This is a genomic window from Massilia oculi (assembly GCF_003143515.1).
Lineage (GTDB): Bacteria > Pseudomonadota > Gammaproteobacteria > Burkholderiales > Burkholderiaceae_D > Telluria > Telluria oculi.
This window is the reverse complement of record NZ_CP029343.1, coordinates 2,705,899-2,721,034: the sequence shown is the minus strand read 5'-3', so window position 1 is coordinate 2,721,034 and position 15,136 is coordinate 2,705,899. Positions and strand designations below refer to the sequence as shown.

The window sequence follows — 15,136 nt, the reverse complement described above, 5'->3', positions numbered from 1 at the left end:
TTTTTCTAAACATTGAAAGGAGGGCGTGATGAGCGCCGTACTCAAAGACTCCCAAGACTATATCGTCGCCGACATCTCCCTGGCTTCCTGGGGCGAGAAGGAAATCCGCATCGCCGAAACAGAGATGCCGGGCCTGATGGCGATCCGCGAAGAATACGCCGCGACGCAGCCGCTGAAGGGCGCGCGCATCGCCGGTTCGCTGCACATGACCATCCAGACCGCGGTCCTGATCCGCACCCTGGAAGCCCTGGGCGCCACCGTGCGCTGGGCATCGTGCAATATCTACTCGACGCAGGACCACGCCGCCGCGGCGATCGCCTCGGTCGGCACGCCGGTGTTCGCCATCAAGGGCGAGACCCTGGACGAATACTGGGAATACACCCACCGCATCTTCGAATGGCCGGGCGACCAGGCCAACATGATCCTCGACGACGGCGGCGACGCAACCCTGCTGCTGCACCTGGGCGTGCGCGCCGAGAAGGACATTTCCGTGCTGGACAAACCAGGTTCGGAAGAAGAAATCTGCCTGTTCAACGCGATCAAGGGCCGCCTGGCGCGTGATCCGTCGTGGTACTCGAAGCGCCTGCCTGAAATCAAGGGCGTGACCGAGGAAACCACCACCGGCGTGCACCGCCTGTACCAGATGCATCAAGAGGGCAAGCTGGCCTTCCCGGCGATCAACGTCAACGACTCGGTCACCAAGTCGAAGTTCGACAACCTGTACGGCTGCCGCGAATCGCTGGTCGACGGCATCAAGCGCGCCACCGACGTCATGGTCGCGGGCAAGATCGCCGTCATCGCCGGCTATGGCGACGTCGGCAAGGGTTCGGCCCAGGCGATGCGCGCGCTGTCGGCGCAGGTGTGGGTCACCGAGATCGATCCGATCTGCGCACTGCAGGCGGCAATGGAAGGCTACCGCGTCGTGACCATGGACTACGCCGCCGAACACGGCGACATCTTCGTCACCTGCACCGGCAACTACCACGTCATCACCGAGCAGCACATGCTCAAGATGAAGGACCAGGCGATCGTCTGCAATATCGGTCACTTCGACAACGAAATCGAAGTCGCCGCGCTCAAGAAATATGAGTGGGACAATATCAAGCCGCAGGTCGACCACGTCATCTTCCCTGATGGCAAGCGCATCATCCTGCTGGCCGAAGGCCGCCTGGTGAACCTGGGTTGCGGCACCGGCCACCCATCGTACGTGATGAGCTCGTCGTTCGCGAACCAGACGATCGCCCAGATCGAGCTGTTCATGAACACCGCGCAGTATCCGGTGGGCGTGTACACCTTGCCGAAGAAACTGGACGAGAAAGTCGCGCGCCTGCAGCTCAAGAAGCTCAACGCCCAGCTGACCACGCTGACCGAAGAGCAGGCGAACTACATCTCGGTGAGCCAGGAAGGCCCGTACAAGCCGGAACACTACCGTTATTGATCGGTAGCGGTTTGTAGTCATGTGAAACGTCCTTCGGGACGTTTCGCTTATCTGATAACTGGATGCCGCGTCGTGGCGGCGTCCGCGCACCATGAAAGTCTGTACCGATGCGCTTGCTGATTACCTGGCTGATCAACGCCGCGGCCCTGATGGCCCTGCCTTACCTGATGCACTCCGTCGAAGTTTCCAGCATCGGCACCGCCCTGATCGCGGCGCTGGTGCTCGGACTGGTCAATACCCTGATCCGTCCGGTGCTGGTGATCCTGACCCTGCCGGTCACCCTGATTTCGATGGGCCTGTTTATCCTGGTTATCAACGCCTTGCTGTTCTGGCTGGTGTCGAACGTGGTCGGCGGGTTCGTGGTGGCGGGTTTCTGGTCGGCCTTCCTGGCAGCCATCCTGTACAGCATCATTTCGTGGGCGCTCTCTACCTTGCTTCTTTCCGACAAAGATGGAAACTCCTGATTTCAGTATCGAGTTCTTCCCGCCCAAGACGCCGGAAGGCGCCGAGAAACTGCGGATCGCGCGCGCCAAGCTGGCCGAGCTGAATCCCAAGTATTTCTCGGTGACCTTCGGGGCGGGCGGCAGCACCCAGCAGGGCACGCTGGCGACGGTGCGCGAGATCCAGGCCGCCGGCCACGAGGCCGCGCCCCACCTCTCGTGCATCGGCGCCACCCGCGAGTCGATCCGCGACGTCCTCAAGCAATACCAGGACAGCGGCATCCGGCGCGTGGTGGCCTTGCGCGGCGATTTGCCGAGCGGCTATGGTGGCGCGGGCGAGCTGCGCTATGCCAGCGAGCTGGTGGAATTCATCCGCCAGGAAACCGGCGACTGGTTCCACATCGAGGTCGCGGCCTATCCCGAGATGCACCCGCAGGCGCGTTCGCCGCAAGACGACCTGCAGGCCTTCGCGCGCAAGGTGGGGGCCGGGGCGAATGCCGCCATCACCCAGTATTTCTACAATGCCGATGCGTACTTCCAGTTCGTCGACAATGTGCGCAAGCTGGGTATCGATGTGCCGGTCGTTGCCGGCATCATGCCGATCACGAACACTATGCAGCTGCTGCGTTTCTCGGATATGTGCGGCGCCGAGATACCGCGCTGGGTGCGTCTCAAGCTGGCCAGCTTCGGCGACGACAGCGCCTCGATCAAGGCCTTCGGGCTGGACGTCGTGACGGGCTTGTGCGAACGCCTGCTGGCGGGCGGCGCGCCGGGCCTGCATTTCTACAGCATGAACCAGGCGGCGCCGACCACGGCGATCTGGCAGCGCCTGCGGGCCTGATCCAATGACGGCCGGGCCCGGGCCCGGCCGTCATTCCTCGGTAATCACGCTATCGAGAGGGACGTCATGTGCGTCGCCATCGAACGCCACCAACTGGCACGCATACGCGATCCCCACCGTCGCCGGCCTCGGCTCCGGGGCGAGTGTCCGGTCATAAAACCCTCCGCCATATCCCACCCGATACCCCGAAGCATTGAAGCCCAGGCAGGGCACCAACAAGGCCGGTGGCCGCGCCACCATCCGCAGTTCGGCCGGCACCGCCACGCCCAGCCGGTCCGTCACCGTCGGTTCCCCCGGTATCCACTCGGCAAAACCCAGCGGTGCATCGCGCTCGACCACCACCGGCAATGCCAGCCGTACGCCTGCATGAGCCAATTCCGCGTAGGCTGGACGCAGGTCCGGTTCGCCCACGAGCGGCCAGTACACGCCCAGCGATTCGTGAGGATGCGCTTGCCACCAGGCGAGCACCCGCGCGCCGATGCGGTCGTCCCAGGCATGCCTGGTGGCCGGATCAATCGCGCGCCGCAGCGCCTTGAGCGTGTTGCGCAGCAGCGCCTTGTCGTGGTGCGGGGCAGGGTTGCTCCCCGCCGCGTCTGGTGGTGCCCCGATTGCGCGTGGTATTCTTTGGTCGCCGGTCATGGTTTCAATGCAGCGTAATGTGAGAGTTGTGGATGTTTCAATCGAAATTGTCAGCCGGCTTGTGGCCGGCCGCTATTGCCCTTGTTCTGTCCTGCGCACTGCCTGCAGGTGTGATGGCCCAGGAAGACCCCGATGCACCCGCGCCCGACGTGGCGCTGCCGCCCATACCGGCCGGTGCGCCGTCCGTTCCCGGCGCCGGCACGGTGGGTGTTCCTGCCGCCGGCGGGCCGACCCTGGTGGCGGACAACCGCGCCGATGACGACAACTTCCTGCTGTTGCGCGAAGCGGCGCGCCAGAACGACGGCGCGCGCGTCAATGCGATCGCCTCGCGCCTGCCGTCGAATTACTCCCTGGCATCCTATGTCGACTATTATCGTCTGAAACCGCGCCTCCCCGATGCCATCCAGGATGAGGTGCTGCAGGTGCTGCGCCGCCACGAAGGCACGGCCGTGGCCGAGCAGCTGCGCGCCGAGTGGCTGATGGAGCTGGGCAAGCGGCGCGAATGGAATACCTTCGAGCGCGAAGCCGGTGCGCTGGCGCAGTCCGGCAGCCTGCAGGTCCGTTGCTACGCCTTGCTGGCGCGCGCCGAACGCGGCGAACGGGTGGCCGACGAAGCGCGCGCGCTGCTGAAAACGCCGGCTGGTTATGGCGACGCCTGCAGCGGCCTGATCGCGCAACTGGCGGGCAACGGCCAGTTCACCCAGGCCGACCTGCTGTGGCAGCTGCGCATTGCCGGCCTGGACAATACCACTGGACCCGCGCGGCGCGTTGCCGTGCTGCTGGGCCTGCCCGAAACGCGCGCCGCCCAGGCGGTCGACCTGCCGGCGGTGGCGCTGGCGCGCGGCGTCGGCAAGACCCGTGCCGAACGCGAACTGTATCTGGTGGCGGTCGGCCGCATGGCGCGCACCACGCTCAAGCTCGCCGTCGCGAGCCTGGAAAAGAACGGGCCGCAACTGTCCAGCGAAGAGCGCGCCATCGGCTGGGCCAGCGTGGCGCTGGCGGCCTCGATCGCGCTGGCGCCCGAGGCGCATGGCTACTGGGACCGCGCGAAGGGCGCAACGCTCACCGAATTCCAGATGCAGTGGAAGACCCGCATGGCGCTGCGCCGCGGCGACTGGAAGGAAGTGCGCGCCACCATCGAGGCGATGCCGCCGAATCTGCGCGCCGACTCCACCTGGATCTACTGGCTGGGCCGCGCCCTGCAGGCCGAAGGCCGCACGCAGGAGGCGCGCGCGCTGTGGCAGGGCATCGCCGCCCAGACCACCTTCTATACCCAGCTGGCGCATGAAGAGCTGGGCAACCAGGTCGTCGCGCCGCCGCCGGTCGCGCCGATCACGGCGCCGGAGCTGTCGCAGGCAAGCAATAATCCGAGCCTGCAGCGGGCGCTGAAGTTCTACCGTTTGAGCCTGCGCGCGGAAGGCAACCGCGAATGGAACTGGGGCTTGCGCGGGCTGTCTGAACGTCAGCTGCTGGCCGCGGCCGAGCTGGCGCGCCGCAACGAACACCTCGACCGCATGGTCGAGACCTCGCTGCGCACGCGCACCGAACTGAGCTATGATCAGCGCTTCCCGGCGCCCCATCTCGAGGTCCTCAAGCCTACCGCCCAGGGCCTGAGCCTCGACAAGGCCTGGGTATACGGCCTCATCCGGCAAGAGTCGCGCTTCATCCGCGACGCCCGTTCCGGCGTCGGCGCCTCGGGCCTGATGCAGGTGATGCCCGCCACCGGCAAGTGGGTGGCGGCCAAGATCGGCCTGAACAACTTCGTGCACACCATGCTCAACGACCTGCATACGAACATCACGCTCGGCGCCAACTACATGAACATGGTGCTCGAGAACTTCGAAGGCTCCCAGGTGCTGGCCACTGCGGCCTACAACGCCGGCCCGAGCCGTTCCCGCGCCTGGCGCGGCCGGCTCGACGCGCCGATGGAAGGCGCGATCTTCGTCGAGACCATCCCCTTCACCGAGACGCGCGGCTATGTGCGCAACGTCATGGCCAATGCCACCAACTATGCCTCGATCTTCGAGGGCAAGCCGCAATCGCTGAAGGCGCGCCTGGGCACGGTCAGCCCGCGCCAGAGCAGCGGCTCGGTGCTGGATTGAACAGATGAGCGCGCGTCCACTGAACGTGGTGCTGATCGGCGGCACCGGCTTCATCGGCCAGCACCTGGCCGCACGGCTGTCCGACGACGGCGTGGGTGTGCTGGTCCCGGCGCGTCATTATGAAAGCGCGAAGCATTTGAACGTGCTGCCGGGCGTCGATGTCGACGTGGCCAATGTCCACGACGACGCCGTGCTGCGCAAGCTGCTGGCCGGGCGCGACGCCGTGATCAATCTGGTCGGCGTGCTGCACGGCGGCCACGGCCGGCCCTATGGCGAAGGCTTCCGCCACCTGCACGTCGAGCTGCCGCGCCGCATCGCCGCCGCCTGCGCCGACGTGGGCGTGCCGCGCTACCTGCACATGAGCGCGCTCGGCGCCAGCGCTTCCAGTCCCTCGATGTACGGCCGCTCCAAGGCCGACGGCGAGCTGGCCGCGCGCAGCCAGCCGGCGGTCGCGGCCACGGTCTTGCGCCCATCGGTGGTGTTCGGCCCCGGCGACCACTTCCTGACCATGTTCGCGCGCCTGCAGCGCCATCTGCCGCTGGTGCCGCTGGCGTCCAGCCGCGCGCGCTTCCAGCCGGTGTACGTGGGCGACGTCGCCGCCGCCTTTTCCATCGCCCTGGCCCGCCCGGACCTGCGCGACGCCACGATCGAGCTGGGCGGCCCGGCCGTGTACACCCTGGGCGAACTGGTGCGGCTGGCCGGCCGCTTCGGCGGCCGCGAGCGCCCGGTGCTGGGCTTGCCCGACTGGGCGGCGCGCCTGCAGGCGCGGCTGTTCGAGCTGTTGCCGGGCGATCCCCTCGTCAGCCGCGACAACCTCGATTCGATGCTGGTCGATAATGTCGTGGCCGCCGACACCGGTGCCTTGACAGCCGAGTCGCTGGGGATCAAGCTCACGTCGATCGAGTCGGCCGCCCCGCACTACCTCAACCGGCACGACCGCCTCGACGCCCATCGCACCCGCGCCGGACGCTGAAAAACCAACGACCACTATGCAGACCATCGAACGCGACCCCATCCTTGCACGCACGCTCGACGCAACCCGCAACCCCGGTTTAACCCTGATCATCGGCAACAAGAACGTCTCGTCGTGGTCGATGCGGCCCTGGGTCGCGGCGGTCGCCTTCGGCATTCCGTTCACCGAAGTGAAAGTCCTGCTCGACCAGCCCGACACCGCCAACCAGATCGCGCGCTATTCGCACGCTGGCCGGGTGCCGGTCCTGATGTCGGGCGACATGACGGTCTGGGACAGCCTGGCCATCGTCGAATACCTGGCCGAGCAGTTCCCTGATAAACCCATGTGGCCGCGGGACGTGGCCGCGCGCGCGCTGGCGCGCTCGATCGTGGCCGAGATGCATTCCGGCTTCGGCGAGCTGCGCACCCATATGTCGATGAACATCCAGGCGCGCCTGCCCGGCCGCGGCCGCACGCCCGGCGCCCAGGCCGACATCGGCCGCATCTGCGAGATCTGGGAAGACTGCCTGTCGCGCTTCGGCCACCACCAGTACCTGTTCGGCGAGTTCTCGATCGCCGACGCCTTCTATGCGCCGGTGGTGTGCCGCTTCAAGACCTATGGCGTGGCGCTGGCCCCGGCATTGCAGGCTTATTGCGAGCGCGTGCTGGCCCACCCGGCGGTGGCGCGCTGGGTCAGGGACGCCATGGCCGAGACCGACCCGACCCCGCTGCACGACGCCGATTTGCCGGGCGAATGACGATGCGCAGCTATGTCGTGGGCGGCGCCGTGCGCGATGCCCTGCTGGGCCTGCCCGTGAAAGACCACGACCACGTGGTGGTCGGCGCCACCCCCGAACAGATGATCGCGGCGGGCTTTCGCGCCGTCGGCAAGGATTTCCCGGTCTTCCTGCATCCGCACACGCACGAGGAATACGCGCTGGCGCGCACCGAGCGCAAGACCGCGCCGGGCTACCACGGCTTCGTGTTCCACGCCGCCCCCGACGTCACCCTGGAACAAGACCTGGTGCGGCGCGACCTGACCATCAACGCCATGGCGCAGGCCGAGGACGGCAGCATCGTCGACCCGCACAACGGCCGGCAAGACCTACAGGCGCGTCTGTTCCGCCACGTGTCCGACGCCTTCGCCGAAGATCCGGTGCGGATCCTGCGCATCGCCCGCTTCGCCGCGCGCCTGCCCGACTTCACGGTGGCGGATGGCACCAATGCCCTGATGCGCCGCATGGTCGACGAGGGCGAGGTCGACGCCCTGGTGCCCGAGCGCGTCTGGCAGGAGCTGGCGCGCGGCCTGATGGAGGGCCGGCCGTCGCGCATGCTCGCCGTGCTGCGCGACTGCGGCGCGCTGGCGCGCATCCTGCCCGAACTGGACGCGCTGTGGAGCGAATCCCTGCTGCGCACGATCGACCACGCCGCGGCGCTGGACCACCCGCTGGAGGTGCGCTTCGCCGTGCTGATGCGCACCCTGGCAGCGGTCGCGCCGATCCAGGCCGTCTGCAAGCGCCTCAAGGTGCCCAACGAGTGCCGCGACCTGGCCGTGATGACGGCGCGCGAGCAGGACGGGATCAAGCGCGCCCTGGACTTGTCCGCCGAAGCCATCGTCACGCTGTTCGAACGCAGCGACGCCTTCCGCAAGCCGGAGCGCTTCGCCCAGCTGTTGTTGGCGGCCGCCTGCGGCGCCGACGATCTGCCCCAGGGGCCGCACCTGGCGCGAGCGCTGGACGCGGCGCGCGCCGTGAACGCGGGCGAGGTCGCGGCGCGCTACGCCGATCGCAAGGCCGGGATTGCGGGGGCCGTCCACACCGCGCGTGTCGACGCCGTCCAGCGGATGTTGCATCAAGCCAACTAAATCACCGGGTTTGACAGGTTTCTGTTACATGTAGTTACACGGTGCGTGCAGTGTGGGCGATCGTTTTGCTATCCTTCAGTAACTGTAAATTGTTGCGTTGGAGAAAAACGATGTTCACCTTGCTGGCACGGCGTGTTGCAAGTTGGTGCCGGCGCCGTCGTGTGCTTCTGGCAAGCCTGGCGGTCATCTTCATGAGCGCGGTGCTGGTGTTCCTCTATGTCCGCACCGACGCGGTGGACCCGGAAATCCGCAACAGTGTCATGCTGAACCTGCGCGAACTCGAAAAGCTCGACGCCGAATGGGACGCCAGCATCCTGCGCGCCCACACCGGACGCGCCTCCACGCCGCTCGACCTCAGCTCGCAACTGCCGCGCATGCACGACCTGATGGCGCGCCTGGGCGACACCCTGCCGCTCACCGGCGACAGCGCCGCCCAGACCGCCTACGCCGATCTGCGGGAAGCGCTGCAGGGCAAGGAGCAACTGGTCGCCCAGTTCGCCAGGCACAATCCGCCGCTGCGGGCGGCGCTGCTGCACATGCCGCCGGCGGTGGCCGACCTCAAGACCGAGATCTCGGGCATCGAAGGCGCGCTGGCGCCGGGCCGCATCGTGGTGCGGCTGGACACTACCCTGAATGCGCTGCTGACCGAGACCCTGCGCTACAACATTGCGCCGAGCCCGGCGCTGGCGGCGCGCATCGACGAGATCCTGGGCGACGTGGCGGCCCAGCAGATCGCGTTTTCGAAGGCCGTGAACGACAAGATGGACGCCGTGATCGCCAGTTGCCGCGTGATCCTGGAAAAACGCCCGCTGGAAAACCTGCTCGAGACGCAGATCGCCGCCGCCGGCAGCGACGCCGCGCTGGACCGCCTGGAGCGCGAGTTCGAGCGCTCCTTCGACGCCGTGCTGCTGGAGCGCCAGCGCTTTCGCGGCTACCTGTTCGCCTACAGCGCCGTGCTGATGGTGCTGCTGGTGTATGCCGGCGCGCGGCTGCGCCGCAGCTACCGCATCATCGGCGTCGTCAACCGCCGCCTGCAGGCGGCCAACGAGACGCTGGAACAGCGCGTGGTCGAGCGCACCGCCGAGCTGGAGGCGCAATCGCGCCAGCTCGAGCGCCTGGCCCAGCATGACAGCCTGACCGGCCTGATCAACTATCGCCAGCTGACCCGCCTGCTGGAGCGGGCGCTGGCGCGCGCCGACCGCCGCGACAGCGTGGTGGTGCTGATGTTCATCGACCTGGACGGTTTCAAGGCGGTCAACGATACCTGGGGCCATGCGGCCGGCGACCTGGTGCTGCAGATGGTCGCGCGCCGGGTGCAGGCCAGGCTGCGCGCCGAGGACGCGCTGGCGCGCCTGGGCGGCGACGAATTCGTGATCCTGCTCGAAGACGTGGCCTCGGAAGCCGGCGCGCTGCGCGTGGCGCGCCTGGCGCTGCAGGAAATCGAATCGATCACCGAGGCCGACGGCCACGCGGTGACGATCTCGGCCAGCATCGGCATCGCCAGCGCGCGCGGCCAGGGGGGCGCCGCGCGCGGGCAGGAAGCGCTGCTGGCGGACGCCGACAAGGCCATGTACGCGGCCAAGCAGGCCGGGAAGGGCCGTTTCGTGGTCAGTCCGCAATCGCAATGGCTGGGCCAGGATCATCCATCGGTGCTGGCGCTGGACGGCGCCACGGGCGACAATACGGATCGCGCCGCCAGTGCCGATTCGATCGGCTAGAATCCAAATGTTGCAGTATGTGAAGGTACCGAGATGCTGGACAATCCCTTACGCCGCTGGATCCAGGGCCTGAGAGGCAAGAAGGGCCAGCCGCCGGTGCTGGTCAAGGAACTGGCTGAGCGCGACCGCCGCCGCGTGCTGCGCCATCTGCTGGCGCTGGACAGCGAAGACCGCCTGCTGCGCTTCGGCAGCATGATTCCGGACGAACAGATCACGGCCTACGTCGAGAAGATCGATTTCTCGCGCGACATCGTGTTTGGCGTGCTCAACAATGTGTTCCAGCTGGTCGGGATGGGCCACCTGGCCTTCGCCTCGGCCGACGGGCGCAAGTCGACGACCAAGGAGCAGGTGGCCGAGTTCGGCGTCTCGGTGTCGAAGTCGGCGCGCGGCCAGGGCGTGGGCACGCGCCTGTTCCAGCGCGCGGCGACCCATTGCCGCAACTCCGACGTCGACACGCTCTACATGCAATGCCTGACCTCGAACCAGACCATGATGCACATCGCCAGGAAGGCCGGCATGCGCATCAAGCGCGAGTACGGCGAGGCCGACGCCCACCTCGAACTGCCGCCGCCCAGCCCGGGCAGCGTGATGGCCGAGGCGCTGGAAGAGCAGTTCGCGGCGATCGACTACACGGTCAAGGCCAATACCCGCGCCGCGGTGAAGTTTTTCACGCCTAAGAAATAGTAAAGGCAACCTGGATCCCCGCCAAGGCGCCCGGCGAGGGCGGGGAATCATTTCTGCCAGTGGCAGAAATGACGATCACACCAACGGCATGGCCGTCGTTTCCTTGATCCGCTGCAGCGCGAAGCTCGACTTCACGTCCAGCACCGCCGGATGCTTGAGCAGGGTGCCCATCATGAAGCGCGAGAAATGGTCCATGTCTTCGACGTGGACGCGCAGCAGGAAATCCATGTCGCCGGTCATCGCATAGCAGGCCACGACTTCGGGCCAGGTGCCCACCGACACCGCGAAATCGTTGCGCGGCGACGTCGCCGGCAAGCCCGGCTGGCGGGTGGCGCTGGCCACCTCGCTGTGCTTTTCCAGCCGCACATTCACATATGCCAACAGTCCCAGCCCGATCTTGTCCGGGTCGAGCAGCGCCACGTACTGGCGAATGACGCCCGCTTCTTCCAGGCGCTTGATGCGGCGCAGACAGGGCGAGGGCGAGAGGCTTACCCTTTCGGCCACATCCTGGTTCGACAGCCGGCCATCGCTTTGCAAGATCTCCAGAATCTTGCGGTCTGTTTTATCCAGCTCAATCTTCGACATACCCACCCCAATCAGACTTTTGTATGGCAATTTTATTGCGCAATTCAAGAAGACGGGGGAATTGTTTGGAATTTAATGCTTGGGGGGCAGGACTATACTGGCTCACATACGGCAGACGAGATGCAGGAAATGCGCCGCTGCGGTATCCGCCATGAGAATCTTGGAGACACCATGAACGCACCCACGGACCGCGCCCATCTGGCGCCGCTGGAGCCATCCCCGACCGCGCCTTCGCAGCCCGCACAACCGCAACACGACATCACGCTCGACGACAAATGGACGCTCGAGCGCGGCCGCGCCTTCATGACCGGCACCCAGGCCCTGATCCGCCTGCCGATGCTGCAGCGCGAGCGCGACCTGAAGGCCGGCCTGAACACCGCCGGCTACATCACCGGCTACCGCGGTTCGCCCGTCACCGCCGTCGACCAGACCGCGATGAAGGCGAAGAAGCACCTCGACGCCCACCACGTCAAGTTCCATCCCGGCATGAACGAAGACCTGGCGGCCACGGCCGTCTGGGGCACCCAGCAGACCAACCTCTACAAGGACGCGAAGTACGACGGCGTGTTCGCCATGTGGTACGGCAAGGGCCCGGGCGTGGACCGCTGCGGCGACGTGTTCAAGCACGGCAACAACGCCGGCTCCTCGCAGCACGGCGGCGTGCTGGTGCTGGCCGGCGACGACCATGCGGCCAAATCGTCTTCCACCGCGCACCAGTCCGACCACATCCTGACCCACTGCGGCATCCCGGTGCTGTATCCGTCCTCGGTCCAGGAATACCTCGACTTCGGCCTGCACGCCTGGGCCATGAGCCGCTACACCGGCCTGTGGGTGTCGATGAAGTGCGTGACCGACATCATCGAATCGGGCGCCGTGGTCGACCTCGACCCGGACCGCGTGCAGATCGTCACCCCGCTTGACTTCCAGCTGCCGCCGGATGGCCTGAACATCCGCTGGCCGGACGCCGTGCTGGACCAGGAAGTGCGGATGAGCAACCACAAATGGTATGCCGCGCTGGCCTATGCGCGCGCCAATAAACTCAACCGCATCGTCTGGGACAGCCCGCAGCCGAAGATCGGCATCATCACCGCCGGCAAGAGCTACCTCGACACGCGCCAGGCGCTGGCCGACCTCGGCATCGACGAGCAGGCCGCGCGCGACATCGGCCTGCGGCTGTACAAGGTCGGCATGACCTGGCCGCTCGAAGCCGAAGGCGTGCACGAATTCGCGCGCGGCCTCGACGAGATCCTGGTGGTCGAAGAGAAGCGCCAGGTGATGGAATACGCGCTCAAGGAAGAGCTGTACAACCTGCCGGACGGCGAGCGTCCGCGCGTGGTCGGCAAGTTCGACGATACGGGCGAATGGAGCAACAAGAACCGCATGGGCCACGGCGACTGGCTGCTGCCGGCGACCTATGAGCTCAATCCGGCCCAGATCGCGCGCGCCATCGCCTCGCGCATCTCGCACTACTGCGCCGGCCACCCGGTGGCCGAGCGGGTCAAGGAACGCATCGCCTTCCTGGAAGCGAAGGAGCTGGTGCTCAAGAGCATTCCGGCGAAACCGAATCCGCAGACCGACCGCATCCCGTACTTCTGCTCGGGCTGCCCGCACAACAGCTCGACCAAGGTGCCGGAAGGCTCGCGCGCCATGGCCGGCATCGGCTGCCACTATATGGTGTTGTGGATGGACCGCGAAACGTCGACCTTCACGCATATGGGCGCGGAAGGCACGACCTGGATCGGCCAGTCGCCGTTCACCGACGAGAAACACGTGTTCGTGAACCTGGGGGATGGGACGTACTTCCATTCCGGGATCCTGGCGATCCGCGCCGCGGTGGCGGCCAAGGTCAACATCACCTATAAAATCCTGTACAACGACGCGGTCGCGATGACGGGCGGCCAGAACGTCGACGGCCCGCTCGACCCGGGCATGATCAGCCGCCAGATCGCGGCCGAGGGCGTCAAGCCGATCATCGTCGTCACCGACGAACCCGATAAATATCCGAGCGACTATGCCTGGGCGCCGGGCACCACGGTGCGCCACCGTTCCGAGCTGATGGACGTGCAGCGCGAGCTGCGCAAGATGCCGGGCGTGTCCGCCGTGATCTACGACCAGACCTGCGCGTCGGAAAAACGTCGCCGCAGGAAAAAAGGCGAGTTCCCCGACCCGGCCAAGCGCGTCGTGATCAACGAAGCCGTGTGCGAAGGCTGCGGCGACTGCTCGGTGCAGTCGAACTGCCTGTCGGTCGAGCCGCTGGAAACCGAGCTGGGCCGCAAGCGCCAGATCAACCAGTCCTCGTGCAACAAGGATTACTCGTGTGTGTCGGGCTTCTGCCCGAGCTTCGTCACCGTCGAAGGCGGCGGGCTCAAGAAGCCGAAGAAAACGGCGAGTTCCGAAGCGGCGCCACCCGCCTTGCCGATGCCGGCCATCCCGTCGGTCGAGACGCCCTACGGCATCCTGGTCGCCGGCGTCGGCGGCACCGGCGTCGTGACCGTCGGCCAGATCCTGGCCGTGGCGGCCCACGTCGAAGGCAAGGGCGCGATCGTGCTCGACCAGAGCGGCCTGGCCCAGAAGGGCGGTCCGGTGATGTCGCACGTGCGCCTGGCCGAGCGCCAGGCCGATCTGCACTCGACCCGCGTCGGCACCGGTAGCGCCGACCTGGTGATCGGCTGCGACCAGATCGTCACCGCCAGCCGCGACGCCCTGAGTCGCATGGGCGAGGGCCGCACCTGGGCCGCGGTCAACGCCAGCGGCGCCACCACCGCGGCCTTCGTCAAGAACCCGGACTGGCAATTCCCGGCCGAGGGGTCGCGCGGCGCCATCCAGCAGGCCTGCGGCAAGGACAACGTCGACTTCATCGACGCCGGCCAGATCGCCACCGCCTTGCTGGGCGACGCGATCGCCACCAATATGTTCATGCTCGGCTACGCCTTCCAGAAGGGCCACGTGCCGCTGCAGGAAAATTCGCTGCTCAAGGCGATCGAACTCAATGGCGTGTCGGTCGCCTTCAACAAGGCGGCCTTCAACTGGGGCCGCAGCGCGGCGCACGACCTGGCCGCGGTGAGCCGCGCCGCCTTGCCGTCGAAGGTGGTCGAGTTCAAGCGCATCCAGACCTTGGACGACCTCGTCAGCCGCCGCATCGAGCTGCTCACCGCCTACCAGAACGCGGCCTATGCCGGCCAGTACAAGGCCTTCGTCGACCAGGTGCGCGCGCAGGAAGAAAAACTCGGCAAGGGCACGCGCCTGACCGAAGCCGTGGCGCGCTACTTGTACAAGCTGATGGCCTACAAGGACGAGTACGAGGTCGCGCGCCTGCATACCGATCCGGCCTTCCGCGACAAGATCGGCGCTATGTTCGAAGGCGACACCAGGCTGAAGTTCCACCTGGCGCCGCCTTTGATGTCCAAGCACGACAAGGAAGGCCGCGCCATCAAGCGCGAGTACGGCCCGTGGATGATGAGCGCCTTCGGCGTGCTGGCGAAGTTCAAGGGCTTGCGCGGCACCGCCTTCGACGTGTTCGGCTATACGGCCGAACGCAAGATGGAGCGCGCCCTGATCGGGCAATACCGCGAGACGGTGACGGCGCTGCTGCCGAAGCTGACGGTGGACAACCTGGCGCAGGCGGTGGCGATCGCCAGCATCCCGGAAGACATCCGCGGTTACGGTCACGTGAAGGAGCGTCACCTGAAGGCGGCCAAGCAGAAAGAGGCGGCGCTGGTGGAGGCGTTTCATGCGCCGGATGTGACGCCGCGGGCGGCTTGATCCGTGGACCGCGTGGACGGGAAACCGTCCACGCGGTCCAGGCCGCGACAACACTTGTCCCCTTGATATCGTTCGTTGTACCTTGGCCTCAACCGTGACAGTTGGTGGTATT

Annotated in this window: 12 protein-coding genes; 10 read left to right on the top strand and 2 right to left on the bottom strand. The window is 66.6% G+C overall.

The window, feature by feature from the left end; all coding sequences use genetic code 11:
* Positions 1-28 precede the first annotated feature (28 nt).
* From ahcY to metF, 3 genes are all read left to right on the top strand, one after another.
* The gene (ahcY, locus tag DIR46_RS12520; protein ID WP_109345504.1) at positions 29-1,438 is read left to right on the top strand and encodes an adenosylhomocysteinase; all 1,410 of its coding nucleotides are present in this window, start codon (positions 29-31) and stop codon (positions 1,436-1,438) included.
* A gap of 107 nt (positions 1,439-1,545) precedes the next feature.
* Positions 1,546-1,902 (top strand): phage holin family protein, encoded by a 357-nt coding sequence (locus DIR46_RS12515; RefSeq protein ID WP_109345503.1) that lies wholly within the window; start codon positions 1,546-1,548, stop codon positions 1,900-1,902.
* Complete coding sequence (gene metF / locus DIR46_RS12510; protein WP_109345502.1) at positions 1,889-2,719, top strand: methylenetetrahydrofolate reductase [NAD(P)H]; 831 nt, start codon at positions 1,889-1,891, stop codon at positions 2,717-2,719. The genes DIR46_RS12515 and metF overlap by 14 nt, the downstream gene beginning before the upstream one ends.
* Before the next feature lie 30 nt (positions 2,720-2,749).
* Here metF and DIR46_RS12505 read toward each other — a convergent pair whose 3' ends face one another.
* On the bottom strand, positions 2,750-3,358 hold the full coding sequence (locus DIR46_RS12505) for a 5-formyltetrahydrofolate cyclo-ligase (RefSeq protein ID WP_109345501.1): 609 nt from the start codon (positions 3,356-3,358) through the stop codon (positions 2,750-2,752).
* A gap of 113 nt (positions 3,359-3,471) precedes the next feature.
* Between DIR46_RS12505 and DIR46_RS12500 the strand changes: the two genes are divergently transcribed.
* The 6 genes from DIR46_RS12500 to DIR46_RS12475 all read left to right on the top strand — a co-directional run bounded on the left by DIR46_RS12500 (position 3,472) and on the right by DIR46_RS12475 (position 10,677).
* On the top strand, positions 3,472-5,460 hold the full coding sequence (locus DIR46_RS12500; RefSeq protein WP_109345500.1) for a lytic transglycosylase domain-containing protein: 1,989 nt from the start codon (positions 3,472-3,474) through the stop codon (positions 5,458-5,460).
* Positions 5,461-5,464: 4 nt separating this feature from the next.
* The gene (locus tag DIR46_RS12495; RefSeq protein WP_109345499.1) at positions 5,465-6,433 is read left to right on the top strand and encodes a complex I NDUFA9 subunit family protein; all 969 of its coding nucleotides are present in this window, start codon (positions 5,465-5,467) and stop codon (positions 6,431-6,433) included.
* 16 nt (positions 6,434-6,449) lie between these two features.
* The gene (locus DIR46_RS12490) at positions 6,450-7,169 is read left to right on the top strand and encodes a glutathione S-transferase family protein (RefSeq protein ID WP_109345498.1); all 720 of its coding nucleotides are present in this window, start codon (positions 6,450-6,452) and stop codon (positions 7,167-7,169) included.
* Between the two features lie 2 nt (positions 7,170-7,171).
* Positions 7,172-8,275 carry a multifunctional CCA addition/repair protein gene (locus DIR46_RS12485; protein ID WP_109345497.1) on the top strand — a complete coding sequence of 368 codons (1,104 nt, stop codon included), beginning with the start codon at positions 7,172-7,174 and terminating at the stop codon, positions 8,273-8,275.
* A gap of 161 nt (positions 8,276-8,436) precedes the next feature.
* A complete protein-coding gene (locus tag DIR46_RS12480) occupies positions 8,437-9,993 on the top strand; it encodes a diguanylate cyclase (protein ID WP_229446585.1) in 1,557 nt (518 codons plus the stop codon).
* 33 nt (positions 9,994-10,026) lie between these two features.
* Positions 10,027-10,677, top strand: coding sequence for a GNAT family N-acetyltransferase (locus DIR46_RS12475; protein ID WP_109345495.1), 651 nt, complete (start codon positions 10,027-10,029; stop codon positions 10,675-10,677).
* Between the two features lie 75 nt (positions 10,678-10,752).
* On the opposite strand, the gene DIR46_RS12470 is transcribed toward DIR46_RS12475, so the two are convergent.
* The gene (locus DIR46_RS12470) at positions 10,753-11,262 is read right to left on the bottom strand and encodes an Lrp/AsnC family transcriptional regulator (protein WP_109345494.1); all 510 of its coding nucleotides are present in this window, start codon (positions 11,260-11,262) and stop codon (positions 10,753-10,755) included.
* 171 nt (positions 11,263-11,433) lie between these two features.
* Between DIR46_RS12470 and DIR46_RS12465 the strand changes: the two genes are divergently transcribed.
* Entirely contained in the window at positions 11,434-15,024 is a 3,591-nt protein-coding gene (locus tag DIR46_RS12465) for an indolepyruvate ferredoxin oxidoreductase family protein (RefSeq protein WP_229446583.1), read from the top strand.
* Positions 15,025-15,136: the final 112 nt, after the last annotated feature.